This is a genomic window from Streptomyces sp. ADMS (genome assembly GCF_033441795.1).
Lineage (GTDB): Bacteria > Actinomycetota > Actinomycetes > Streptomycetales > Streptomycetaceae > Streptomyces.
In genome coordinates this window covers 84,048-108,002 of sequence record NZ_JAVFVX010000007.1, presented here as the reverse complement: position 1 = coordinate 108,002, position 23,955 = coordinate 84,048, and the positions used below count along the sequence as shown (strand labels likewise).

The 23,955-nt window shown below is 68.8% G+C and carries 18 protein-coding genes and 1 pseudogene; 11 read left to right on the top strand and 8 right to left on the bottom strand.

Annotated features, from left to right (window positions below):
• The 3 genes from RB628_RS05270 to metG (RB628_RS05260) all read left to right on the top strand — a co-directional run.
• Positions 1 to 1,106 (top strand): VWA domain-containing protein (locus RB628_RS05270; RefSeq protein ID WP_318319083.1); only part of this gene is annotated, 1,106 nt, incomplete at its 5' end.
• Positions 1,107 to 1,242: 136 nt separating this feature from the next.
• Positions 1,243 to 2,856 (top strand): methionine--tRNA ligase, encoded by a 1,614-nt coding sequence (gene metG / locus RB628_RS05265; RefSeq protein WP_318319082.1) that lies wholly within the window; start codon positions 1,243 to 1,245, stop codon positions 2,854 to 2,856.
• A gap of 95 nt (positions 2,857 to 2,951) precedes the next feature.
• Positions 2,952 to 4,661: a methionine--tRNA ligase gene (gene metG / locus RB628_RS05260; protein WP_318319081.1), complete on the top strand. Its 1,710-nt coding sequence runs from the start codon at positions 2,952 to 2,954 to the stop codon at positions 4,659 to 4,661.
• Between the two features lie 12 nt (positions 4,662 to 4,673).
• Here the strand turns inward: metG (RB628_RS05260) and RB628_RS05255 are convergent, their stop codons facing one another.
• Positions 4,674 to 5,168, bottom strand: coding sequence for a hypothetical protein (locus RB628_RS05255; RefSeq protein ID WP_318319080.1), 495 nt, complete (start codon positions 5,166 to 5,168; stop codon positions 4,674 to 4,676).
• A gap of 220 nt (positions 5,169 to 5,388) precedes the next feature.
• On the opposite strand from RB628_RS05255, the gene RB628_RS05250 reads away from it, so the two are divergent.
• A complete protein-coding gene (locus RB628_RS05250; RefSeq protein WP_006373333.1) occupies positions 5,389 to 5,754 on the top strand; it encodes a PH domain-containing protein in 366 nt (121 codons plus the stop codon).
• 399 nt (positions 5,755 to 6,153) lie between these two features.
• Here RB628_RS05250 and RB628_RS05245 read toward each other — a convergent pair whose 3' ends face one another.
• From RB628_RS05245 to aspS, 3 genes are all read right to left on the bottom strand, one after another.
• Complete coding sequence (locus tag RB628_RS05245; RefSeq protein WP_318319079.1) at positions 6,154 to 7,128, bottom strand: intradiol ring-cleavage dioxygenase; 975 nt, start codon at positions 7,126 to 7,128, stop codon at positions 6,154 to 6,156.
• Between the two features lie 151 nt (positions 7,129 to 7,279).
• Positions 7,280 to 8,236, bottom strand: a complete 957-nt coding sequence (locus RB628_RS05240; protein ID WP_318319078.1) for an intradiol ring-cleavage dioxygenase — start codon at positions 8,234 to 8,236, stop codon at positions 7,280 to 7,282.
• 161 nt (positions 8,237 to 8,397) lie between these two features.
• A complete protein-coding gene (gene aspS / locus RB628_RS05235) occupies positions 8,398 to 10,161 on the bottom strand; it encodes an aspartate--tRNA ligase (RefSeq protein WP_318319077.1) in 1,764 nt (587 codons plus the stop codon).
• Between the two features lie 229 nt (positions 10,162 to 10,390).
• Here aspS and RB628_RS05230 point away from each other — a divergent pair, with 229 nt between their 5' ends.
• The 3 genes from RB628_RS05230 to RB628_RS05220 all read left to right on the top strand — a co-directional run bounded on the left by RB628_RS05230 (position 10,391) and on the right by RB628_RS05220 (position 14,230).
• Entirely contained in the window at positions 10,391 to 12,583 is a 2,193-nt protein-coding gene (locus RB628_RS05230; protein ID WP_318319076.1) for a SpoIIE family protein phosphatase, read from the top strand.
• A gap of 7 nt (positions 12,584 to 12,590) precedes the next feature.
• On the top strand, positions 12,591 to 14,009 hold the full coding sequence (locus RB628_RS05225; RefSeq protein WP_318319075.1) for a cytochrome P450: 1,419 nt from the start codon (positions 12,591 to 12,593) through the stop codon (positions 14,007 to 14,009).
• An 86-nt stretch (positions 14,010 to 14,095) separates the two neighbouring features.
• Positions 14,096 to 14,230 carry a winged helix-turn-helix domain-containing protein gene (locus RB628_RS05220; protein WP_318319074.1) on the top strand — a complete coding sequence of 45 codons (135 nt, stop codon included), beginning with the start codon at positions 14,096 to 14,098 and terminating at the stop codon, positions 14,228 to 14,230.
• Positions 14,231 to 14,314: 84 nt separating this feature from the next.
• Here the strand turns inward: RB628_RS05220 and RB628_RS05215 are convergent, their stop codons facing one another.
• The 3 genes from RB628_RS05215 to RB628_RS05205 all read right to left on the bottom strand — a co-directional run bounded on the left by RB628_RS05215 (position 14,315) and on the right by RB628_RS05205 (position 18,326).
• The gene (locus tag RB628_RS05215) at positions 14,315 to 15,286 is read right to left on the bottom strand and encodes a pirin family protein (protein WP_318319073.1); all 972 of its coding nucleotides are present in this window, start codon (positions 15,284 to 15,286) and stop codon (positions 14,315 to 14,317) included.
• A 113-nt stretch (positions 15,287 to 15,399) separates the two neighbouring features.
• A complete protein-coding gene (locus RB628_RS05210; RefSeq protein ID WP_318319072.1) occupies positions 15,400 to 17,601 on the bottom strand; it encodes an Ig-like domain repeat protein in 2,202 nt (733 codons plus the stop codon).
• A 251-nt stretch (positions 17,602 to 17,852) separates the two neighbouring features.
• Positions 17,853 to 18,326 (bottom strand): SseB family protein, encoded by a 474-nt coding sequence (locus tag RB628_RS05205; RefSeq protein WP_318319071.1) that lies wholly within the window; start codon positions 18,324 to 18,326, stop codon positions 17,853 to 17,855.
• Between the two features lie 208 nt (positions 18,327 to 18,534).
• Between RB628_RS05205 and RB628_RS05200 the strand changes: the two genes are divergently transcribed.
• From RB628_RS05200 to RB628_RS05185, 4 genes are all read left to right on the top strand, one after another.
• The gene (locus RB628_RS05200) at positions 18,535 to 19,392 is read left to right on the top strand and encodes an intradiol ring-cleavage dioxygenase (RefSeq protein ID WP_318319070.1); all 858 of its coding nucleotides are present in this window, start codon (positions 18,535 to 18,537) and stop codon (positions 19,390 to 19,392) included.
• A 175-nt stretch (positions 19,393 to 19,567) separates the two neighbouring features.
• Positions 19,568 to 21,394: an acyl-CoA dehydrogenase gene (locus RB628_RS05195; RefSeq protein ID WP_318319125.1), complete on the top strand. Its 1,827-nt coding sequence runs from the start codon at positions 19,568 to 19,570 to the stop codon at positions 21,392 to 21,394.
• Positions 21,395 to 21,615: 221 nt separating this feature from the next.
• Positions 21,616 to 22,950, top strand: a complete 1,335-nt coding sequence (locus tag RB628_RS05190) for a M18 family aminopeptidase (protein ID WP_318319069.1) — start codon at positions 21,616 to 21,618, stop codon at positions 22,948 to 22,950.
• A gap of 100 nt (positions 22,951 to 23,050) precedes the next feature.
• Positions 23,051 to 23,269, top strand: a complete 219-nt coding sequence (locus RB628_RS05185; RefSeq protein WP_318319068.1) for a DUF6458 family protein — start codon at positions 23,051 to 23,053, stop codon at positions 23,267 to 23,269.
• 19 nt (positions 23,270 to 23,288) lie between these two features.
• Here RB628_RS05185 and RB628_RS05180 read toward each other — a convergent pair.
• Positions 23,289 to 23,571 (bottom strand): annotated as a pseudogene (locus RB628_RS05180) (cupin); the annotation flags it as partial.
• Between the last annotated feature and the right edge of the window lie 384 nt (positions 23,572 to 23,955).

The window sequence follows — 23,955 nt, the reverse complement described above, 5'->3', positions numbered from 1 at the left end:
TGGCCGCCGCCGAGGAGCCCACTCCGGAACCCAAGGCCAAGCCCACCACCAAAGAACCGACCCCGAAGCCCGAACCCGTAGCCAAACTCGCCCCCGAACCGGAGTCGGCGCCGGAGCCCGAGGTCGAAGCGGTTGCCGAACCCGAGCCACAGCCGGAGCCGGTCGTCGAAGCGACCTCCGAGCCTGAAGCCACGCCCGTGGCGGCAGAGCCCACTCCCGCAGCCGAAGCCGCACCCGTGGTCGAGGCGACCCCCGAACCCGAGGTACCGGCGGACTCGGAACCGGAACCGGAACCGGAATCTGCACCTGTGGCAGCCGACGCTCCTGAGACAACCGGGGCACCTGAGGCCGAGGACCTGGAACCGGCAGCCGCCGACGCGGAGGAAGCCCCACAGGGGCCACCCGCACCCGAAGACGAGAGCGTCACGGGTGGTGCGGGTGGGAACACCGACACGGCCGACGGCGCAGCCGAGGCCGTACCCGCAACCCTCCTCACCGCGTACAACTCCGCCGCCACCACCCTCACCACCCTCAACCTCACCAACACCCGCGCCAAGATCTACCTCGTCCTGGACCGCTCCGCGTCCATGCGCCCGTACTACAAGGACGGCTCCGCCCAGGCCCTCGGCGAGCAGACCCTCGCCCTCGCCGCCCACCTCGACCCCGAGGCCACGGTCCACGTCGTCTTCTTCTCCACGGAACTGGACGGCACCGGCGAACTCACCCTCCCCGACCACGAGAACAAGATCGACGAACTCCACGCCTCCCTCGGCCGCATGGGACGTACGAGCTACCACGCAGCCGTGGAGGAGATCGTCACGCACTATGAGAAGTCCGGCACCGAGCACCCCGCCCTCGTCGTCTTCCAGACGGACGGCGCCCCGGACGCCAAGACCCCCGCCACCCAGTCCCTCACGGACGCGGCGGCGAACCACCCCACCCTCTTCTTCTCCTTCGTCGCGTTCGGCGAGCCGGAGAACAAGGCCTTCGACTACCTCCGCAGGCTGAAGACGGCCAACACGTCCTTCTTCCACGCGGGCCCGACCCCGCGCGAGCTCACGGACGCGGAGCTGTACGAGGGCGTACTGGCGAACTGGCGCCAGTAGCCACTCGCAGAACCTCCCGCACCACAACCGACAGGGCCCCGGGCCATACCCCGGGCCCTGTCCCCGTAATCCCCCGCCGTCCCGCCAACCGAAATCGGCGTGAGCCGATCTCCCCCCGGCCAGTAGGATTTCGACCATGGCGGCCACTGGATCCGAGAAGCAGGGCGGGAAGGCGTACTACGTCTCCACCCCCATCTATTACGTCAACGACGCTCCTCACCTGGGCCACGCCTACACGACCGTCGCAGGCGACGTGCTCACACGCTGGCACCGTCAGCGCGGCGAGAGGGTGTGGTACCTCACCGGCACGGACGAGCACGGCCAGAAGATCATGCGCACCGCGGAGGCGAACGGCGTCAGCCCGCAGGAGTGGGCGGACAAACTCGTCGACGAAGCCTGGAAGCCCCTCTGGGAGCACCTGGACATCGCGAACGACGACTTCATCCGTACGACGGAGAAGCGTCACACGGACCGCGTCCAGGAGTTCGTCCAGGATCTGCACGACAAGGGCGAGATCTACAAGGGCGGCTACGAGGGCCCGTACTGCGTGGGCTGCGAGGAGTACAAGCTCCCCGGCGACCTCATCGAGACCGAGGACGGCACGAAGACAAGACTCTGTGCCATCCACAAGAAGCCGGTGGAGATCCTCAAGGAGGAGAACTACTTCTTCAAGCTGAGCGAGTACGGCGAGAAGCTGCTCGCGCACTACGAGGCGAACCCGCACTTCATCCAGCCCGAGTCGGCGCGCAACGAGGTCGTGAACTTCGTCCGCCAGGGCCTCCAGGACCTCTCCATCTCCCGCTCCACCTTCGACTGGGGCGTCCCGGTCCCGTGGGACGACAAGCACGTGATCTACGTGTGGGTCGACGCGCTGCTGAACTACGCGACGGCGGTCGGCTACAACGAGAACCCGGAGAAGTTCGAGAACACCTTCCCCGCGGACGTGCACCTGGTCGGCAAGGACATTCTCCGCTTCCACGCGATCATCTGGCCCGCGATGCTGATGGCGCAGGGACTGCCGCTGCCGGGCAGGATCGCGGCCAACGGGTGGCTGATGGTCGGCGGCGAGAAGATGTCGAAGTCGAACCTGACGGGCATCAAGCCGCAGGACCTGACATCCCACTTCGGTGTGGACGCGTACCGCTGGTACTTCCTGCGCGCGATCGCGTTCGGCCAGGACGGCTCGTTCTCCTGGGAGGACTTCTCCGCCCGCTACACCAGCGAACTGGCGAACGACTACGGCAACCTCGCGTCGCGGGTCGCCGCGATGGTCGGCAAGTACTTCGGCGGCACGCTGCCGGAGGCGACGGCCGCGGGCGAGGCCGAGAAGGCCGTCCAGGACGGTATGGCCAAGGCGGTGGCCGAGGCGGACCGCCGGATCGGCGACGACGTGGACTTCCAGGGCGGAATCCTCGCGATCTTCGACTTCGTGAAGCAGGTCAACGGCTACATCACGGAGCAGGAGCCCTGGAAGGTCGCGAAGGACGAGTCGCCGGAGGGCAGGGCACGCCTGGCGACGATCCTCTACACGGCCGCGGAGTCGCTGCGCGCGATGGCGGTCCTGCTGAACCCGGTCATGCCGGACACCTCGCAGAAGCTCTGGGACTCCCTCGGCGCGGACGCCGTCCTCGGCGCACTCCCCGACCAGCGGGTCACCGACGCCGCCGCCTGGGGCCGCCTGCCGGCGGGCGCGACGATCACCAAGGGCGCGGTGCTCTTCCCCCGCCTGGAGGAGAAGCCGGGCGCGTAGTCCGGTCGACTACGATTCCAAGGTTCGTACGGGCCCGCCGGCAGCACCGGATACGGCACCCGTCACCCCACGCAGCGACTCGGGAGCAGCCCGCAATGGCTCGACACCTCATCACCAGCGCCCTTCCGTACATCAACGGGATCAAGCACCTGGGCAACATGGTGGGGTCCATGCTCCCGGCGGACGTCTACTCCCGCTACCTGCGTCAGCGCGGCCACGACGTCCTCTACATCTGCGCGACGGACGAACACGGCACCCCGGCCGAGCTCGCGGCGAAGGAGCGGGGCATCCCCGTGGCGGACTTCTGCGCGCAGGCCCACGACGCGCAGAAGGCGGTGTACGACGGCTTCGCGCTGGCCTTCGACTACTTCGGGCGGAGTTCCTCCCCCCAGAACATGGAGATCACCCAGCACTTCGCCCGCCGTCTCAACGAGAACGGCTTCATCGAAGAGCGTGCGATCCGCCAGGTGTACAGCCCCGCCGACGGCCGCTTCCTCCCTGACCGCTATGTCGAGGGCACCTGCCCCCACTGCGGCTACGACAAGGCCCGCGGCGACCAGTGCGAGAACTGCACCCGCGTCCTGGACCCGACGGACCTGATCGACCCCAGGTCCGCCATCTCCGGCTCGACGGACCTGGAGGTCCGTGAGACGAAGCACCTCTTCCTCCTCCAGTCGAAGCTCCAGCACGAGGTGGAGGAGTGGGTGACCGCCCACGAGGGCCAGTGGCCCCACCTCGCCTCCTCCATCGCCCGAAAGTGGCTGACCGAAGGCCTGCACGACCGTGCGATCACCCGCGACCTGGACTGGGGCGTCCCGGTCCCGGCGGACACCTGGCCGGAGCTGGCGGCGGAGGGAAAGGTCTTCTACGTCTGGTTCGACGCCCCGATCGAGTACATCGGTGCGACGAAGGAGTGGGCGGACGCCAACGGTGAGGACTGGAAGTCCTGGTGGTACGAGGCTGACAACACCGTCCGCTACACGGAGTTCATGGCGAAGGACAACGTCCCGTTCCACACGGTGATGTTCCCGGCCACGGAACTCGGCGTCCGCGAACCGTGGAAGAAGGTCGACGTCGTCAAGGCCTTCAACTGGCTGACGTACTACGGCGGAAAGTTCTCCACGTCCCAGAAGCGGGGCGTCTTCACCGACCAGGCCCTGGCAGTCCTCCCCGCCGACTACTGGCGGTACTTCCTGATCGCCAACGCTCCCGAGTCCGACGACTCCTCCTTCACCTGGGAGCACTTCACGGCCACGGTGAACAAGGACCTGGCGGACACCCTCGGCAACTTCGTCAACCGGGTCCTGTCCTTCTCGAGGAAGCGCTTCGGCGACGAGGTCCCGGCGGGCGCGGCGGCCGGCGAGGCGGAGGCGAAGCTGGGCGAGCAGATCGCCGAGCTGCTCGGCGAGTACGAGAGCCAGCTGGAGGCCCTCCAGTTCCGCAAGGCGGCGGCAGCCCTGCGCGCACTCTGGTCGGCGGGCAACTCCTACCTGGAGGAGAAGGCCCCCTGGCTGGAGATCAAGACCGACCAGGACGGCGCGGCCCTGACCCTCCGTACGGCGATGAACCTCATCCACCTCTACTCGGTGGTCTCGGAACCCTTCATCCCGACGGCGGCGGCGACGATGCGCACGGCGTTCGCGCTGCGGGAGGACACCAGGACGTGGGTCACGGCCGAGGAGGCGAAGTCCCTGTCCGCCGTCCCCGCCGGCACCGCCTTCACGGTCCCGCCGGTCCTGTTCGCGAAGCTGACGGACGAGGACCTGGAGACGTACAAGGAGCGCTTCGGCGGCGCAGCCGAGTAACTCCCGCCCGCGTTACACAGTGACACCGAACCGCCCGTCAACTGCTCGGAGTCGACGGGCGGTTCTGCCGTTTCCGTCGCTCTCCTCGCTCCCGTCGGCAGCGCCCGGCGGACCGGATTCGAGCCCGAGTGCGCTGCGGGCGGCGCGGACGTACTGGAGCCCTTCCACGGCGGTCTCCCTCGCGAGCGCGTACTCGGCGGGTGTACGGGCCCCGGCCAGCTGGTCGCGGGCGGCGCGGTGGCGGCCGGCCGCCACCGCCAACGCCTGCGCCGCGGCCTCGTCGGCCCCCGGCCGAAGCCCGGCCAGACTCCCGCCGAGCCGCACCACCCACCGGTTGGCCTCGACCTCCGCGTCAAGCCCGGACAGGCCGGACAGGCCGGACGGAACCGTCGTCATCCCAACCTGCCTGCGCAGAAGGACGACAGAAACCACCGCTCCGACGATCAGCAGCAGCGTGAGCGGAACGACGATTTCCATGACTTCCTCCAGCGAGCGCGAACGGAACATGCCGTGAGGTGCGGGTACCCCTCTGCGACGGTTTCCATGAGACGCCTCGCCACTGTGCGCTCCCGACGAGAAGTCTGTGTGCCGCCTGCGAACATCCCGTGGACGCCCGCGATCCGCGTCGATCTCCGTATGTACGGAATCTCCCGCTCCTCTGGGCAGACCCCTCTTTCGGGCATATACAGTGCGAAGATCACGTCAAGCCGCACTGGAGGGTTCAACCATGGCGCTCTTCGGCAACGCGCACACCGTCGATCCGGCCGCGGCACAGCAGGACTACGCCCGGCTGCTCGGCCAGAACGAGCAGGTGCACGCCGCGTACCAGCTGATCCGCGACACCATCCTGTTCACCGACCGGCGGCTCCTCCTGGTCGACAAGCAGGGAATCACCGGCAAGAAGGTGGAGTACCACTCGGTGCCGTACCGCAGCATCACCCACTTCGCGGTGGAGACCGCGGGCACCTTCGACCTCGACGCCGAGCTGAAGATCTGGATCTCGGGCTCCGCGACCCCGGTCCAGAAGACGTTCACCAAGGGCGTCGACATCTACGAGGTCCAGGCGATCCTTACGCAGTTCGTGGCGAAGTAGGCACAACGGGAGACAAGGTCACAGCCCGTTTCGAACCCGGGCAGAGTTCGCTCACTTGTGCGAGGGCTGGGGAGAAGCCCTCGGCGGGAGGGAACCTCAAGCGGGCGGACACGCCCTGGGACGGGGCGGGCCGACCGCGCCCGTCTTCGCACTCGCGGTCGCTGTGGCGGCCGGCAGCATCACCCTGTCCGGCACCACGCCGTACGGCGACACCACCGCGCGGTACCCCGCCAGAGCGGGGACGGGAAGCGGTCGTTCGGGGCGCGTACGAAGATCGGGAGCGGCTGGGGATCTTACAAGTCCGTTTCCTGACCGCGTGGTCGAGGAACCGAACGCTCATGGCGAAGGCCCGGAACCTGGGGGAGGGTTCCGGGCCTTCCTTCGCGGGCCGTACGTCCGTCAGCTCGCGGAAGCCGAGGGCGAAGCCGTGTCCGCCGCCTCGGACGCGCCCGGCTGCACCGCGTCGCCCGTGCCGGTGTTCGTCGCCTCGGGGTCGACGCCCATCGTGATCGAGCCGACCACACCCTTCGCGATGTTCTTCTTGTCGTACTTCAGTTTGAGCAGACCGCCCGCCGTGCCGCTCTGGTCGTAGATCGTGTCCTCGGTGAGCGTCGTGCGCTCGGTCGTCGACGTCGAGTACGGCTCGACCTCGGCGGAGAGCAGCACCGACTCCTCGTCGAAGAAGAACTGGCCGGTGTGGCAGGTGGTGCCGCCCTCGTAGCCGGCGTCCGTCCAGGTGCCGTCCACGTGCACCTTCGTGTGGATGTGGACGCAGCGGCCCCGGTACCAGCCCGGGAAGACCGTCTTGAAGGTGACCCGGCCCTGCCGGTCCGTCTTCCAGGTGCCGCGCAGGTAGCGCTTGTCGTCGGTGGGCTCCTCGTGCGTACCGCCACCGCCCGTGCCGCCGGAGGGCGCGTCGGTCGGCGGCTCACCCGTCGGGGTACCCGAGGGAGCGTCGGTCGGGGCGCCGCCACCGCCGGTGGAGAGGCTCTCGTAGCCGGAGTACAGTCCCAGCGCGTCGCAGTGCCAGATGTCGACGGCCGCGTTGACGATCGGCTTGCACGTCTCGGAGTCGATCACGCGGAGGCTCAGGGTCAGCGGGATGCCCTCCTTGTCCTCGGTGATGTCCTGGCGGAGTTTGTCCGCGTCGATGTAGTACGGGCCCTCCGTGGTCTCCGAGGCGAGCGTGTAACAGACCTCCGAGCTGCTGCCGGAGGCCTTGGGGGTGGGAGTGTTCCTGCCCGTTCCGCCCGCGAACGCGCCCGCCGCGAGTCCGCCCCCGACGCCCACCGCGGCGACCGCTCCGGCGCCGGTGACGACGACCTTGCGACGCGTCAGATCCCGCTTGTGCTTCGGCCCTTGGTTTTCTGTCATGGCTCTGGAACCTAGGTAGGACACCTGTCAGGACCATGAGAAAGGACTGTGCTTTGCTCTGCTATTCCGCGAATCGAGGAAAGGGGCGGAAAACAGGCGTCCATTTCCCGCCCCTTCAGAATTGAATTAGGTAAGGCTACCCTTATTCAATTCACTCCGTCTCGTCGTCCGGCACCACGCCCATCGTCAGCTCGGCGAGGACTCCGCGCCCGATGTCCCGCTTCTTGTACTTCAGCCGCAGCAGCCCGCCCTCGGCACCGTTGTCCGGGTAGATCGTGTCCTCGTCGAGAGTCGTACGGGTCGCCGTGTTCGTCGAGTACGGCGCCACCACCGCCGAGAGCAGCACCGACTCCTCGTCGAAGAACAGCTGGCCCGTGTGACAGGTGCGCCCGCCCTCGTAGCCGGCGTCGGTCCAGGTACCGTCGACGTGCACCTTGACGTGGATGTGGACGCAGCGACCGCGGTACCAGCCCGGGAACACGGTCCGGAAGGTGACGTGACCGCGCCGGTCCGTCTTCCACGTACCGCGCAGATAGCGCTCGTCGTCGGTCGGTTCCTGGTGGCCGCCGGGCCCGCCGGGACCGTCCGACGGAGGCGGACCCGTGGGTACGTCCGTCGGCGCGCCGGACGGCGGGGTGCCACCGCCACCGCCGCCGCCGTTGCCCATCGCCTCGTAGCCGGAGTAGACGCCGAGCGCCGAGCAGTGCCAGATGTCGACGGCCGCGTTCCGCACCGGCCTGCAGGTCTCGGAGTCGATCACCTTGAGCCTGAGGGTGAGGGGGATGCCCTTCTCGTCCTCGGTGACGTCCTGGCGGAGCTTGTCGGCGTCGATGTAGTACGGGCCCTCGGTGGTCTCCGTGGTCAGCACGTAGCAGGCCTCGGGGGTGCCGGACGGGGTGCCGGAGAGAGGTCCGGAGGGGGTGCTGCCGGGAGCGTGCGCACCCTTGGCCTCCGGTGCTCCCTGCGCCGACGCCAGTCCGGTGCCGAGTGCCACCGCCGTGGCCGTCACCGCCGTAGCGCCACCGGCGACGACGACTCTGCGGCGCGTCAATTCGCGTTGTTCCGCGGTTCCCTGCTGCGGAAATTCCTGCTGGGGGGTATCAGTCATGAGCCAGAAGATTATGAACGGGACCTGTCAAAGACCTGTGATTTACCGTGTTTCCTGAGCACCGCATGAGAATGGCTCGGAATCGTCGCCGATTCCGAGCCGTTCACACGAACTACCCGCAGAAGACCGAGGAGCCCCTTTTTCCCTGCAATACCGGCGCTCTACTTGGGCTGTGGCTTCCGCACCGAAATGTGCAGCTCCCGAAGCCGCGTCTCCTCCAGCTCCGTCGGCGCACCCATCATCAGGTCCTGGGCGTTGCCGTTGAGCGGGAACGCGATCGTCTCGCGGATGTTCGGCTCGTCCGCGAGGAGCATGACGATACGGTCGACGCCGGGCGCGATCCCACCGTGCGGAGGGGCGCCGAAGCGGAACGCGCGGAGCATGCCGGCGAACTGCTCCTCGACCGTGTCACGCTCGTAGCCCGCGATCTCGAAGGCCTTGAGCATGATCTCGGGCTCGTGGTTCCGGATCGCGCCGGAGGACAGCTCGACACCGTTGCAGACGATGTCGTACTGCCAGCCGAGGATGTCCAGCGGGTCCTGGGTCTCCAGGGCCTCAAGACCACCCTGCGGCATGGAGAAGGGGTTGTGCGAGAAGTCGATCTTGCCGGTGTCCTCGTCCTTCTCGTACATCGGGAAGTCGACGATCCAGCAGAAGCGGAAGACGCCCTCCTCGAAGTGCCCGGCACGCTTGGCGGCTTCCACCCGCACCGCGCCCATGATCTTCGAGACCTCCTCGAACTCGCCCGCGCCGAAGAACACCGCGTGGCCGGCGGCCAGCGACAGGCGCTTGGTCAGCTCGGCGACGTTCTCCTCGGTGAGGAACTTGGCGATCGGGCCGGAGAGAGAACCGTCCTCGGCGACGCGCACCCAGGCCAGGCCCTTCGCGCCCTGCTCGATCGCGTACTCGCCGAGCTGGTCGAAGAACCTGCGGGGCTGGGACGAGACGTCCGGCACGGCGAGCGCCCGCACGTGCTTGCCGCGGAACGCCTTGAAGTCCGAGTCCTCGAAGACATCGGTGATGTCCACCAGCTCCAGCTGGGCGCGCAGGTCCGGCTTGTCGGAGCCGTACTTGAGCATCGCCTCGCGGAACGGGATGCGCGGGAAGGGAGAGGTGACGTGACGGCCGCCCCCGAACTCCTCGAACAGCTCGGTCATGAGCTTCTCGATGGGCTGGAAGACGTCCTCCTGCTCGACGAAGGACATCTCCACGTCGAGCTGGTAGAACTCGCCCGGCGAACGGTCCGCGCGCGCGTCCTCGTCACGGAAGCAGGGCGCGATCTGGAAGTAGCGGTCGAAGCCCGAGATCATCAGCAGCTGCTTGAACTGCTGCGGCGCCTGAGGAAGGGCGTAGAACCTGCCCGGGTTCAGGCGCGACGGGACGACGAAGTCACGGGCGCCCTCGGGGGAGGTGGCGGACAGGATCGGGGTCGCCATCTCGTTGAAGCCCAGCGCCGTCATCTTGTGACGGATCGCGGAGATCACGGCCGTACGCAGCATGATGTTGCGGTGCATGCGCTCGCGGCGCAGGTCCAGGAAGCGGTACTCCAGGCGCCGCTCCTCGTTGACCCCGTCCTCGGCGTTGATCGTGAAGGGCAGCGGCTGGGCGGCGCCGAGCAGCTCGACCTCGCCGACCTCGACCTCGATCTCGCCGGTGGGCAGCTCGGGGTTGATGTTCTCCTCGCCCCGCGAGACGGCCTTGCCGTCGATACGGACCGTCGACTCCTTGGAGACCTTGTCGAGGGCCTCGTAGGCGGGCGTGCCGGGACGGGCGACGAGCTGCGTGATGCCGTAGTGGTCGCGGAGATCGATGAAGAGGATGCCGCCCAGGTCGCGCCGATTGTGCAGCCAGCCGCTCAGCCGGACGTCACTGCCGACGTCAGAGGCGCGGAGCTCGCCGCAGGTGTGGGACCTGTACCGATGCATCGTCGTTCATCCAGCCTTCGCGGATCGGGGATCGGGGTCGTGTTTCACGTGAAACAGCGAAAACACTGACCCAAGGGTACCGGCCGCCCCGAGACCGCTTCCCCGCAATAGTTCGGGCGCGCAACCTGCCCCGCCGCCCGCGCCGCCGCCCCACGCTCACAGCTCGCATACAGCTTGTCCCGTACAGCTTGGGTGGCACGCTGCGATCACCTCTCCATAAAGTAGGTCAATGCGCACTGGTGAGCCCCTGCCCGCCGTGGGGGACGTCCTGGTCGCCCTCGCAACCGGCCTGTGGCATTGGGACACAGCAACACAACTGGTCACGCTCGACGCCGAGGCGGCCCGCCTGCTCGGCCTGCCCGCCGAGCCGACGACCCTCACGGAGGCCGCGACCCGGGCCCGCCTCCACCCGGTCGACTGGAACGAGATCACCGGCGTCATCCAGCTCGCCGTCGCCGAGGACAGCATCGCCGAGGTCCGGGTCCGCGTCATGGACGAGCGGGGCAGGGTGATCCGTACCGCACGCAGCCGTGCGAAACCGACCTTCGACATCAAACGCAAGGCCTACGACGTGATGGGCACCCTCCAGGAGGTCACCGAGCCCCCGCCGGGCACCGCCGCGCGCACCCCCGTCACCGGTGACTGGCGCCGCTCCCGGGAGGCGTTCCTGCTGGACGCGGGCCGGGCACTGGCCGAAGCCCGGTCCACGGAGGAGGTCCTGCGGGTCGCGGCCGGCCTGTCGATGCCGGGCTTCTCACCGGACGGCCTCGCGGTCTTCGGCGTCCAGGGCGACCGCCTCACCGTCATCGGCCACCACGGCCAGCGCCCCGGCGACGAGCGCCCCTTCTCCCACATGTCCCTGGAGACCGACTATCCGGCCGCCGAGGTGGTCCGCACCGGCCGGGCCGTCTACCTCTCCTCCCCCGAGGCCTACAGGGCCCGCTACCCCACCGCCTGGCCACTCGCCCAGGTGTTCGACCGCCAGTCCTGGGCGTTCCTGCCGCTGACCGTGGCGGGCCGCACGATGGGCGCCTGGATGGCGGGCTTCGCCTACCCGGTCACCTTCACCCCCGACGAACGCTCGGTCCTGACGACGGTCGCGCGCATGCTCGCCCAGGCCCTCTCCCGGGCGGGCGTGGCCGAGTCGGAACGCGAACTGACCGACGGCCTGCAACGCTCCATGCTGCCGACCCTCGGCCCCGAGATACCCGGCATGGACGTCGCCGCCCGCTACATACCGACCGGCGGCGGCCTCCAGGTCGGCGGCGACTGGTACGACATGATCCCGCTGCCCGGCGGCGGCTTCGCCCTGGTCATAGGCGACGTCCAGGGCCACGACGTCCGCGCCGCCGGCCTGATGGGCCAGCTCCGCATAGCGCTGCGCGCCTACGCCTCCGAGGGCCACCGCCCCGACGCGGTCCTCTCCCGCGCCTCCCGCTTCCTGCACGGCGTCACCCACGACCAGGGAAGCGGCGACCTGCGCTTCGCGACCTGCCTGTACGTCGAGGTCACCCCCTCGACCGGCGTCCTGGAGATCGCCCGCGCCGGCCACCCGGACCCGGCGATCCGCATGGCGGACGGCACGGTACTGACCCGCCCGACCTCGGGTGGTCTACCCCTGGGCATCGACCCGGACGCCGACTACCCCACCACCCTCCTCGCCCTCGAACCCGGCGAGACCATGCTCCTGTGCACCGACGGCCTGATCGAGACCGGCGGCCACGACCTGGAGACGGGCTGGCGGCGCATCCGTACGACGCTGGAGGAACACAAGGGCGACATCAAGGACGACGGCCTGGAGGAACTCGCCGACGCCCTGGTCCAGGCCGTGCACGGCCCGTCCTCCCACCACACCACGGGCCCGCTGGCCGACCGCCGCGAGGACGACATAGCGCTGCTGCTCCTGAGCCGCCCGGGAGAGGGCGAAACCGACGGCACACCGCCGTCGGCGGCACGCCCCGCGGTCCGTCGCACGATGCTGACGATCGCCCAGGCGGAACCCGAGCGCGTCGCCGTGGCCCGCCAGCAACTCCGCGAGCAGCTCCACGACTGGCCGTGCCCGGACCAGGTCGACTCGGCGGTCCTCCTGATCTCCGAGACGGCCACCAACGTCCTGGTCCACACGGACGCGGACGCCCTGGTCGTCGCCGAGGTCACGGGCGCCCCCGGCGAGCGCCGCATCCGCGTCGAGGTCACGGACGTGAGCGACGACCTCCCGCACAAACGCCGCCCGGGCGAACTGGCCTCGTCGGGCCGGGGGCTGATGCTGATCGAGATACTCGCGGACGAGTGGGGGGTCGACCCGCGGGGCGAGGGCAAGAGCATCTGGTTCGAGCTGTACGAGACGGCGGGGGAGAAGGAAGACGAGAAGGAGAAGGAGAAGAAGGAAAGGGTGTTCCCAGGCACCTCGAAAAGCGGATGATGTGGCTATGGCCGTCACGCGCACCGCACGCAGGACCGCACCCAGCGCCCCTCCTGCCCCTGTCCCCGGCCCCACCGGCCACCCCCTGCTGGGCTCGGCCCTCGACCTGCGCAGGGACCCGCTCGGCACCTTCGTCCGCGCCCAGCGGGAGCACGGCGACGTGGTCCGCGTAACGGCAGGCCCGCCCGGCCTCCGTACGGTCATGTACTGCGTCTTCTCCCCCGACGGCGCCCAGCAGGTCCTGGCCACACAGGCCACCAACTTCCGCAAGGAGAACATCTTCTACGAGGAGATACGCCAGTCCGCCGGCAACGGCCTCCTGACCAGTCAGGACGACGACTACCTGCGCCAACGCCGCCTGATCCAGCCCCTGTTCACCAAGAAGCGGGTCGACGGCTACGCCACGGCGATCACACGGGAGGCCGAGGCGACAGCGGAACGCTGGCGCGGCAGTCCCGAGGTGGACGTCGTGGAGGAGATGGACCGCCTGGCGCTGCGCACGGTCGCCCGCGTCCTGTTCGGCGCGGACGTCGAGGCCGCGGTGGACGTCATCCGCGCCAACTTCCCGGTCATCAGCGCGTACATCGCGGGGCGGGCCTACTCCCCGCTGAGGGTCCCGCGCACCTGGCCCACACCGTCCAACAGGCGTGCGGAGGCGGCGACCCGGGCGGTGTACGAGGTCTGCGACCGGATCATCGCGGCGCGCCGGAGCAACGGGAGCGAAGCGGCCGGGGAGGCAGCCGAGGACCTGCTCTCCCTCCTCGCCCAGGCGCAGAACGACGAGGACGGCAGCCTCGACGCCACCGAACTCCGCGACCAGGTCCTGGTGTTCCTTCTGGCCGGCCACGAAACGACGGCGACGTCACTGGCCTTCGCCCTCCACCTCCTGGCCCGCCACCCGGAGGCAAGGGCAAGGGCCCGGGAAGAGGTCGACGCACTCCCCCCGGGCGACCCGTTCACGGCGGCGACGATGGACCGACTCCCGTACCTGACCAGGGTCCTGAAGGAGACGATGCGCCTGTATCCGGCCGCTCCGCTGATGGGCAGGCGCGCGGTGGAGGCCACGGAGATCGACGGCCACGTCATCCCGGCGGGAGCGGACGTCCTGCTCTCGCCCTGGGTAACCCACCGCCACCCGGCCCACTGGGACAACGCCGACCGCTTCGACCCGGACCGCTTCACGCCCGACCAGGAGAGCGCCCGCCACCGTTACGCGTGGCTCCCGTTCGGCGGCGGCCCCCGCGCGTGCATCGGCCGCCACTTCTCGATGCTGGAATCGGTGCTGGCCCTGGCGGTACTGCTGCGCGAGTACGACATCGAGACGCCGGACAGGGACATCCCGGTGACGGCGGCGGTGACGCTGCAGGCGGCGGGGGAGGCCCGGGTGGCGTTGCGGGCACGCAGAATCGATGCGTCAGCCCACTAAAGGATGAACATCCTTGCTATGAACATGAGTCGCGCCTCCATCTGTACCTGGCGCCCGCGCTCGTTCGGGGTGAGGCCAGTTACCGCATGGAGGAGATCGCCACGCGTACGGGGCTCTCCCTCACTCGCGTCCACGACTGTCTACGCACCCTGCTCAAGCGCGGCTGCGTGCGACAGACGGGCTGCGCCGCGGACGGGGCGCCCCTCTACGTGCTGCCGTAGCAACGCCCGGACTAGACAGGCCCGAAGTCGCAAAACGGAGTTGCGGCTTCGGGCCCAGTCGTAACGTACTGAACTTTCGAGGGCCTACAAACCACCCTCGGACATTCCATGAACCGCCGGGACCGTCCCCAGCCGGCCCTTCTGGAAGTCCTCGAACGCCTGCTCAAGCTCCGCCCTCGTGTTCATCACGAACGGACCGTAGTGCGCCATCGGCTCACGGATCGGCTCGCCCCCGAGGAGTACGACCTCCAGGTCCGGAGTGTTCGCGTCCTGCTCCTCGTCCGCGCGCACCGTCACCGACGAGCCCGCCCCGAAGACCGCCGTCTGCCCCTTGTGCACCGGGCGCCGGTCCGCACCGACGCTGCCGCGGCCCGCGAGGACGTACGCCAGGCCGTTGAAGTCCTCGCGCCAGGGGAGCGTGACCTCCGCGCCCGGGGCCAGCGTGGCGTGGACCAGGCTGATCGGGGTGTGGGTGATACCGGGGCCCTGGTGCCCGTCCAGCTCGCCGGCGATGACGCGCAGGAGCGCGCCGCCGTCGTGGGACGTGAGCAGCTGGACCTGGCCGCCACGGATGTCCTGGTAGCGCGGGGCCATCATCTTGTCCTTGGCCGGGAGGTTCACCCACAGCTGGATGCCGTGGAACAGACCGCCGGACATCACCAGGGACTCCGGCGGAGCCTCGATGTGCAGCAGCCCCGAGCCGGCCGTCATCCACTGGGTGTCGCCGTTGGTGATGGTGCCGCCACCGCCCTGGCTGTCCTGGTGGTCGAAGATCCCGTCGATGATGTACGTGACGGTCTCGAAGCCGCGATGCGGATGCCAGGGGGTCCCTTTCGGCTCCCCAGGCTGATAGTCCACCTCACCCATCTGATCCATCATGATGAACGGGTCGAGGTGCCGGTAGTTGATCCCGGCGAACGCCCGGCGCACCGGGAAGCCCTCTCCCTCGAATCCGCTCGGCGCGGTCGTCACACCGATCACGGGACGCGGCACGGCGTCGGCCGAAGCGGCCACACGGGGCAGGGTCAGCGGGTTCTCGACGGTCACTGCAGGCATGTCGGGACCTCCTTGTGCGGCCAGTTTAGTTTATTGTTGAACTTCCTGCTACCCCTAACAGAGAAGGCCCGGAGGGCATTCCCTCCGGGCCTCCGCAGTCGACCAGGAGTCGGTCAGTTGCTGAAGTACAGGTACTTCCAGGGTCCGTAGGTCGTCGAGTTCACGTTGTCGCCGGAGGCACCGTCGATGTAGGACGACCGTATCCGGGCCCGGATGCCCGACTCACCGGGCGCCCCGAGCTGCACCACCGACTTGCCGTTCGTACCGATCGCGAAGTACTCGTAGGCCGGGTACCACGTGCCCTGGTAGTAGACCTCCAGGTCGAAGCGCTGATGACGGCCCGGGTAGTAGGGCATCGAGGTCGTCAGCACCGGGTCGGTGTTCTTGTGGAACCAGTGGTACGAGATCGAGCCGATCTTGGCCGTCTTGTAGTGCCGGGACACGGCCGTGGAGATCCGCACCCGCGCGTTCGCCGTGACCTTGACCGTCCTGGGCGCGAAGCGGGCGTCGCCCTTGAAGACCGCGGTGACGTTCGTGTCGCGGGTCATGTCCACGGTCACCGAGAGGTTCCCGGCCGAGTTGACCCTGGCGGACTTGACCAGCTTCTTCGGCTTGTCGTTGCCGTGCGGGTCGACCCAGATCTCGACCGTGCGGTTCTTGTACGTCCGGCCCAGGTGCGCCGTGAACTTGACGTCGGTGCCGTAGTTGTAGAGCTTCTTGTTGTTGTTCAGGGTCAGTGTGGTCGCCGCACGGGAGACCGCGACCTTGTCGGAGGCGGTGACCGGAGTGTGCGCGGCGTCGCCCGCGTACGTCACCTTGTAGGTGACCGTGCCGCCGACGGGCGGGGTGTTCGTGAAGGAGTAGGTGCCGTCCGCCTTCACCGTGACCGACGGCAGCGCCCTGCCGTTCGGGGTCTCCAGGTCGGTACGGGTGACACTCAGCTTGGCACCGGCCGGCAGCGCGACCGTCGCCGACAGCTTGCCGGAGACCGTCAGCTTCTTGTCGCGGGTGGCCTTCGACGGAGCGTTCACCGTCAGTGTCGGGACGTTCTTCGTCGGGTCGGTGAGCGCCTTGAGGGTGTAGCCGGTGCCGGTTCCGACCAGGGCGAAGATCCGGGAGGAGTCCGGGGCCCAGGCCAGGTCGGCGGTGCCGTACGTGCCGGCCGTGTACGTGCGCAGCGGCCTGGTGGCGTTCGGCCGGTAGACGGCCACCTTGGTACCGCCGGCCTGGGCGACCAGGCCGTTCGGGGCGATGTCGGCACTCTGGCCGCCCGGATAGGCGCCCGCCTTGGTGAACGTGCCGTTCGCGTAGGCGTCCCGGTCGGTGCCGTTGACCAGTACCTGCGGGGCTCCGGGGACGAGGTCGAAGTCGCCGATGCCTCCGTTGAGCGTGTAGTCGCCGTTGTGCCAGGCGGTCAGCTGGGGCGTCGGTCCGGTGACGTCCACGACGGCCATCGAGGACGTGGACAGGCCGGTCTCACCGACGGCCAGCAGACCGGGCGCCGCCGTGCTCGCGTCGAGCAGCGCCTGGCCCCAGATGCCGGGGTGCCCCTGCGGGAACAGTTCCATCGACACCGGGTCGGTCCCGCTCGCCAGGGCCGCGGTGGAGGTGTCGGCGGAGACCTCGGGGGAGGGAGAGGGCGCGTCGGTGGGCTCGGCGGAGGCATCGGGCGACGGTTCCGAGGTGGGCGGCTCCGTCGTGGGCTCCACGGACGGCTCGGCGCTCGGCTCCGTGCTCGGGTCGTCGGACGGCTCCGTGGACGGCTCCGGTGCGGGCGACGTGGGCGGCTCGGACGGCGAGGCCGAAGGCGGAACGGACGTCGGGGTCGGGGTCGGCGACGTGTCCGGGGCCGGGGTTCCGGTCCAGTTCGGGTCGACCGAGCCCAGGTTGCCGTCCCACTGGTCGCCGTAGCTGAACCAGAGTTTGCCGCCGGTGAAGGCGAGGTGGCGCGGGCCTGTGTCGGTGGGAACCGTGTAGCGGGCCCTGATGTTCAGGGTGGCCGGGTCGAGGGCCACGATCTGGTGCCGTGCGGGCAGGGACGCGTACAGGGTGCGACCGTCGTCGGACAGTGCGAGGTCGGCGACCGAACCGAGGCCGCTGACGGTGTCGACGACGGTGCCGGAGTAGTTCGCCGCCAGTACGCGGCCGTTGCCGCTGTCACCGAGGAAGACCCGCTTCAGGGTCGCGTCCGCGACGATGCCGCCGGGCGAGTTCACCGTGGCGACGGCGGCCGAGGCGGAACCCGTGGTGACGACGCTCAGTGCCACCGAGCTGAAGAGGACGGCGAGCGCCGTCGCTGTCGAAGTGCTGCGCATGCGCACAGTGATGAACCCCCACAAGAGAACCCGGGATCGCCGGGAGCTGAGAGCGCCGCGCGACGCCCAGGCGCGACCGCGGAAAGCGGTAGCAGTGGGGCGCGGCTGCCAGAAGGAACCCTATGGCATGCCTGTGACAAACGCGGACGGGATTTCCAGCGCGGGGGGAAGGATTTCGGCGCCTGAGGGGAGAGAAGGGAGGGGAGCGCTGAGACTGGGGAGAGAGAAGCGGAGAGAAAAGGCGACGGCCCTCAGCCGTACATCCTGCGCATCGCGAACTCCACCATCTGCTCGACGGCCTTCGCGTCGAACACCATACGGTGGTCGCCCTCCATGTCCACGACGAAGCCGTAGCCGGTGGGCAGCAGGTCGATGACCTCGGCGCCGGTGATCACGAAGTACTTGGACTCCTTGCCGGCGTAGCGGCGCAGCTCCTTCAGGGAGGTGAACATCGGGATCACCGGCTGCTGCGTGTTGTGCAGCGCCAGGAACCCGGGGTTGTCGCCGCGCGGGCAGTACACCTTCGACGTGGCGAAGACCTGCTGGAAGTCCTCGGCCGACATCGAGCCCGTCGTGAAAGCGCGCACCGCGTCCGCGAGGGACGGCGGAGACGGCTCGGGGTACAGCGGCGGCTGCTGGCCATACCCGCCCGGCATCTGCTGCTGCGGCTGCGCGTACTGCTGCTGCGCCGCACCTCCATCGCCGTGCTGGCCGTATCCATACATGGGCGCAAGAGTACCGAGCGCGCGGCGGAGCCGGGGCGGGCCGGTCCCTGGTTGCGCCCGGCGCGGCCGAGCCGTCCCATAGGGAGTCCACAGGTGCGGCCCTGGTTTCCCACAGTCGGCGCTCATACCGTTGGCTTCGGCAAAGAGACCACCGGGAAGCGGCAAAGCCGGAGTGATCCCCGGCGGGCACAGACAGAGGGAGACGGTCATGAGCGGACACGGGCACCACCACCACGGGGACCACGAGGACCACGAGCACGACAGAGGCCTCTCCTACGACTTCCCCGTCCTCGCCCGCCGCCGGATGATCCGGCTGCTGGCCGGTGCGAGCCTGGTGCCGCTGGTGGGCTGCGCCGCCGACGACTCCACGTCCTCCGCCGCCTCGGACACCTCCTCCAGCGGCACCGGTACTTCCTCGTCGTCCTCGTCCGGCGAGTGCGCGACCATCCCGAACGAGACCGCCGGCCCCTACCCGGGCGACGGTTCGAACGGGGTGAACGTGCTCAAGGAGAGCGGGGTCGTCCGCAGCGACATCACGTCCAGCTTCGGGAACTCGGCGGGCGGCAAGGCCGAGGGCATCCCGCTCACCATGACGCTCACCGTCGTCGACGCGGCCTCCGGCTGCGGCACCCCCAAGGTGGGCGCCGCCGTCTACCTGTGGCACTGCGACCGCGAGGGCAACTACTCCCTCTATTCGGACGGGGTCACCGACGAGAACTATCTCCGGGGCGTCCAGGAGACGGACGACAAGGGCCAGGTCACCTTCACGAGCATCTTCCCGGCCTGCTACACGGGCCGCTGGCCTCACGTCCACTTCGAGGTCTACGGCAGCCTGGAGGACGCGACCTCGGCCACGTCGATAACGAACACCTCGCAGCTGGCGTTCCCGAAGGACGTCTGCGACACGGTGTACGCGACGGACGGGTACAGCCGGAGCGTGCAGAACCTGAGCCAGCTCTCCCTGGAGACCGACAACATCTTCAGCGACGGCTACGACCAGCAGCTGGCGGCCATGGAAGGCAGCGTGGACAAGGGCTACACGGCCACTCTCACCGTCCCTGTCTAGACCGTCCGACGAACTGTCCGCATGGCGTGCGGCGCGTGACGCGTCACATATGACGGGTTGGGGTTGCGTCTTATTACCGACGGGTAGCATCATCGTGGGAAGGTAGCTACTAGTTGGTATGTGAATTAGGCGCGAGGAGTCAGTGCCTCGCCGATCTCTCTACGGAGCCGTCGCCATGGGGCACTACAAGTCGAATCTCCGCGACATCGAGTTCAACCTCTTCGAGGTCCTCGGGCGCGACAAGCTGTACGGCACGGGTCCGTTCGCGGAGATGGACGCCGACACCGCCAGGAGCATCCTCGAGGAGATGACGCGCCTCGCGGAGAACGAGCTGGCCGAGTCCTTCGCGGACGGCGACCGCACCCCTCCGGTCTTCGACCCCGAGACGAACACCGCGCCCGTCCCGGCGTCCTTCAAGAAGGGCTACAAGGCCTTCATGGACTCGGAGTACTGGCGCCTCGGCCTGCCCGAGGAGATCGGCGGCACCACCTCCCCGCGCTCCCTGATCTGGGCGTACGCGGAGCTGCTGCTCGGTTCGAACCCGGCCGTGTGGATGTACGCCTCCGGTCCGGCGTTCGCCGGGATCCTCTACGACGAGGGCAACGACGTACAGAAGAAGATCGCGCAGATCGCGGTCGACAGGACCTGGGGCTCCACCATGGTCCTCACCGAGCCGGACGCCGGCTCAGACGTGGGCGCCGGCCGTACCAGGGCGGTCCAGCAGGAGGACGGCTCCTGGCACATCGAAGGCGTGAAGCGGTTCATCACCTCCGGTGAGCACGACATGGAGGAGAACATCCTCCACTACGTCCTCGCGCGGCCGGAGGGCCACGGCCCCGGCACCAAGGGCCTGTCCCTCTTCCTCGTACCGAAGTACCTCTTCGACTTCGAGACCGGCGAGCTGGGCGAGCGCAACGGCGTGTACGCGACGAACGTCGAGCACAAGATGGGCCTCAAGGCCTCCAACACCTGCGAGATGACCTTCGGCGACCGCCACCCGGCCAAGGGCTGGCTGATCGGCGACAAGCACGACGGCATCCGGCAGATGTTCCGGATCATCGAGTTCGCCCGCATGATGGTCGGCACGAAGGCCATCTCGACGCTGTCGACCGGCTACCTCAACGCCCTTGAGTACGCCAAGGAGCGCGTCCAGGGTCCGGATCTCGCCAACTTCATGGACAAGACGGCGCCCAAGGTCACCATCACGCACCACCCGGACGTCCGCCGCTCGCTGATCACGCAGAAGGCGTACGCCGAAGGCATGCGCGCCCTGGTGCTCTACACGGCCTCCGTCCAGGACGAGATCCAGGTCAAGGAGGCGGCGGGCGAGGACACCGCGGCGCTGGAGGCCCTGAACGACCTCCTGCTCCCGATCGTGAAGGGCTACGGCTCCGAGAAGGGCTACGAGCAGCTCGCGCAGTCGCTCCAGACCTTCGGCGGCTCCGGGTTCCTCCAGGAGTACCCGATCGAGCAGTACATCCGCGACGCCAAGATCGACACCCTGTACGAGGGCACGACCGCGATCCAGGGCCAGGACTTCTTCTTCCGGAAGATCGTCCGCAACCAGGGCGCGGCCCTCAACTCCCTCGCCGAGGACATCAAGAAGTTCCTCGCGCCGGGCACGGGCGGCGAGGAGCTGGCGGTGGCGCGCGAGCAGCTCGCCAAGGCGGCCGTCGAGCTGGAGGCGATCGTCGGCCTGATGCTGACGGACCTCGCGGCGACGGAGCAGGACGTCAGGAACATCTACAAGGTGGGCCTCAACACCACCCGCCTGCTGATGGCTTCGGGCGACGTCGTCGTCGGCTACCTGCTCCTCAAGGGCGCCGCCGTGGCCGCCGAGAAGCTGGAGACGGCGTCCGCGAAGGACGTCCCGTTCTACAAGGGCAAGATCGCGGCGGCGAAGTTCTTCGCGGCCGACGTCCTCCCCGGCGTCACCGGCGCCCGCAAGCTCGCGGCAGGTGTGGACCTCGACGTGATGGAGCTGGACGAGGCGGCCTTCTAAGCACACCCTCCAGGCACATACGGCAGGCAAGGCACGGCGGCCCGCACCCGGATCCACTTCCGGGGCGGGCCGCCGTCCTGCTGGACCGGGACACACCCCCACGGTCCGTCCAGTGTCCGGAAACTGACTCACCGGCCAGTTGTCCGGCCTTCACACCCCCGTTACGAGAGCCCGCTCACCATCCAGGAAGCGGGCACTGTTACGTCGTTAAGGTGAACCCCATGAGCGCACCCCACCGCTTCGACCGCGGCCACACCGACGACCTGATGACCTTCCTGGCGGCGAGTCCGTCGCCGTACCACGCCGTGGCGAACACCGCCCAGCGGCTGGAGAAGGCAGGCTTCCGCCAGGTCGCCGAGACGGACGCCTGGGATGCGGACACGTCAGCGGCTTCCGCCGCGGGGAGCGGCGGCAAGTACGTGCTGCGCGGTGGCGCGATCGTGGCCTGGTACGTCCCCGAGGGCGCCGCGCCGCACACCCCCTTCCGGATCATCGGCGCCCACACCGACTCCCCCAACCTGCGCGTCAAGCCGGTGCCCGACCTCGGGGGACACGGCTGGCGCCAGGTCGCCGTGGAGATCTACGGCGGACCGCTGCTCAACTCCTGGCTCGACCGCGACCTGGGTCTGGCCGGCCGCCTCACCCTCCGGGACGGCACCACACGTCTGGTGGACATCGACCGGCCCCTGCTGCGAGTCCCCCAGCTCGCCATCCACCTCGACCGTGCCGTGAACACCGACGGGCTGAAGCTCGACAAGCAGCGCCACCTGCAGCCGATCTGGGGCATGTCGGACGACGTCCGCGAGGGCGACCTGATCGCCTTCCTCGAACAGGAGTCCGGGCTCGCGCCGGGTGAGGTCACCGGCTGGGACCTGATGGTCCACTCCGTCGAACCGCCCGCGTACCTGGGCCGCGACCGGGAGCTGGTGGCGGGCCCGCGCATGGACAACCTCCTGTCCGTGCACGCCGCCACGGCTGCTCTCACGTCCGTGGCGACGAGCTCCACCGCCGGCGACGGGCCGCTGCCGTACATCCCCGTCCTCGCGGCCTTCGACCACGAGGAAAACGGCTCGCAGAGCGACACGGGCGCGGACGGCCCGCTGCTCGGCAGCGTGCTGGAGCGTTCGGTGTTCGCTCGCGGAGGGTCGTACGAGGACAGGGCGAGGGCGTTCGCGGGCACCGTCTGTCTCTCCTCCGACACGGGCCACGCCGTCCACCCCAACTACGCGGAGCGGCACGACCCGACGCACCACCCGCGCGTCAACGGCGGCCCCATCCTCAAGGTCAACGTCAACAACCGCTACGCCACGGACGGTTCGGGCCGCGCGGTCTGGGCCGCGGCCTGCGACAAGGCCGGCGTCCCGTTCCAGAACTTCGTCTCCAACAACTCCATGCCCTGCGGCACGACGATCGGCCCGATCACCGCCGCGCGGCACGGCATCAAGACGGTCGACATCGGGGTGGCGATCCTGTCGATGCACAGCGCACGGGAGTTGTGCGGCGCCGACGACCCCCACCTCCTCGCCAACGCGCTGGTCGCGTTCCTGGAAGGGTAGTTGCGCGGCGACGCATACCTGTCCCGGGTCCGGGCACCCGGAAACTCCGGAACAACCGGAATTCTCCGGAACGACCGGACCGGACAGGGAGGCAACACTCATGAGCCTCGGCGGCTGCATCATCCTCATCGCCGTGGGAGCCATCCTCACCTTCGCGACCGACTGGGAGATGGAGGGGGTCAACCTCGACCTGGTCGGTGTCATCCTGATGATCGTCGGAGTGATCGGCGCCCTGGCGTTCCGCAGTGTCGCCCGGCGCAGGCGAGTGCTGATACCGCCGTCGACGACCGTGATCGACGACGACCGGTACCACCGCTGAGCGGTCCGGGGCTGCCGGCCTACGCCAGGGCGTGCCCTGTCGTCACGTCCACATGGCCGGGTACGTCGTCGTTACGGTCGCCCACACTCAGGGTGCCACTGGGTTCGAGGACAAGGATCTCGGTGCGGACCGGGGCGTACGGCTTGTGCCCGGTGCCACGGGGGACCGAGAAGGCCGAGCCCTTCGGGAGGACGACCGTGTACTCGCCGGCCGGCTCCCGCGGGCACGAGGAAGAACTCGTCGGTGCCGCCCTGCACGTGCCAGACGTGCTCGCCCTCTGCCTTCGCGACGCGTACGCCGTGGGACCGGCCTCGGTCCCCGGGCGTACCGGCGCCGCTCCGGCAACGGCCACGGGGCCGAGGGCACAGTTCCTCGATCCGTAGAAGGTCGTCGCGGTTTTTCTGCCGGTCGAGGTGGCGCTTCCATCTGACCGTGTCGAACAGGGACAGGAATCTGAGGCCACTGTCGTCGGCTTCGGCCCGGATGATGAGGTGGTCCACGTTCCGAAGAGGGCGGGGAACCAGCCGTCGAGGATCTCGATGCGAATCCCGGCGAGACTGAGCCTGACGGACAACACCCCTTCGTACGGCGCTCTTCGTACGTCACCAAGGGCCTCGGCACGTCTCCAGCCGGCGGCGCGTGCCACGATGTCGAGGTCGGAGACCCGGTCCCGCAGCCCTCGGACG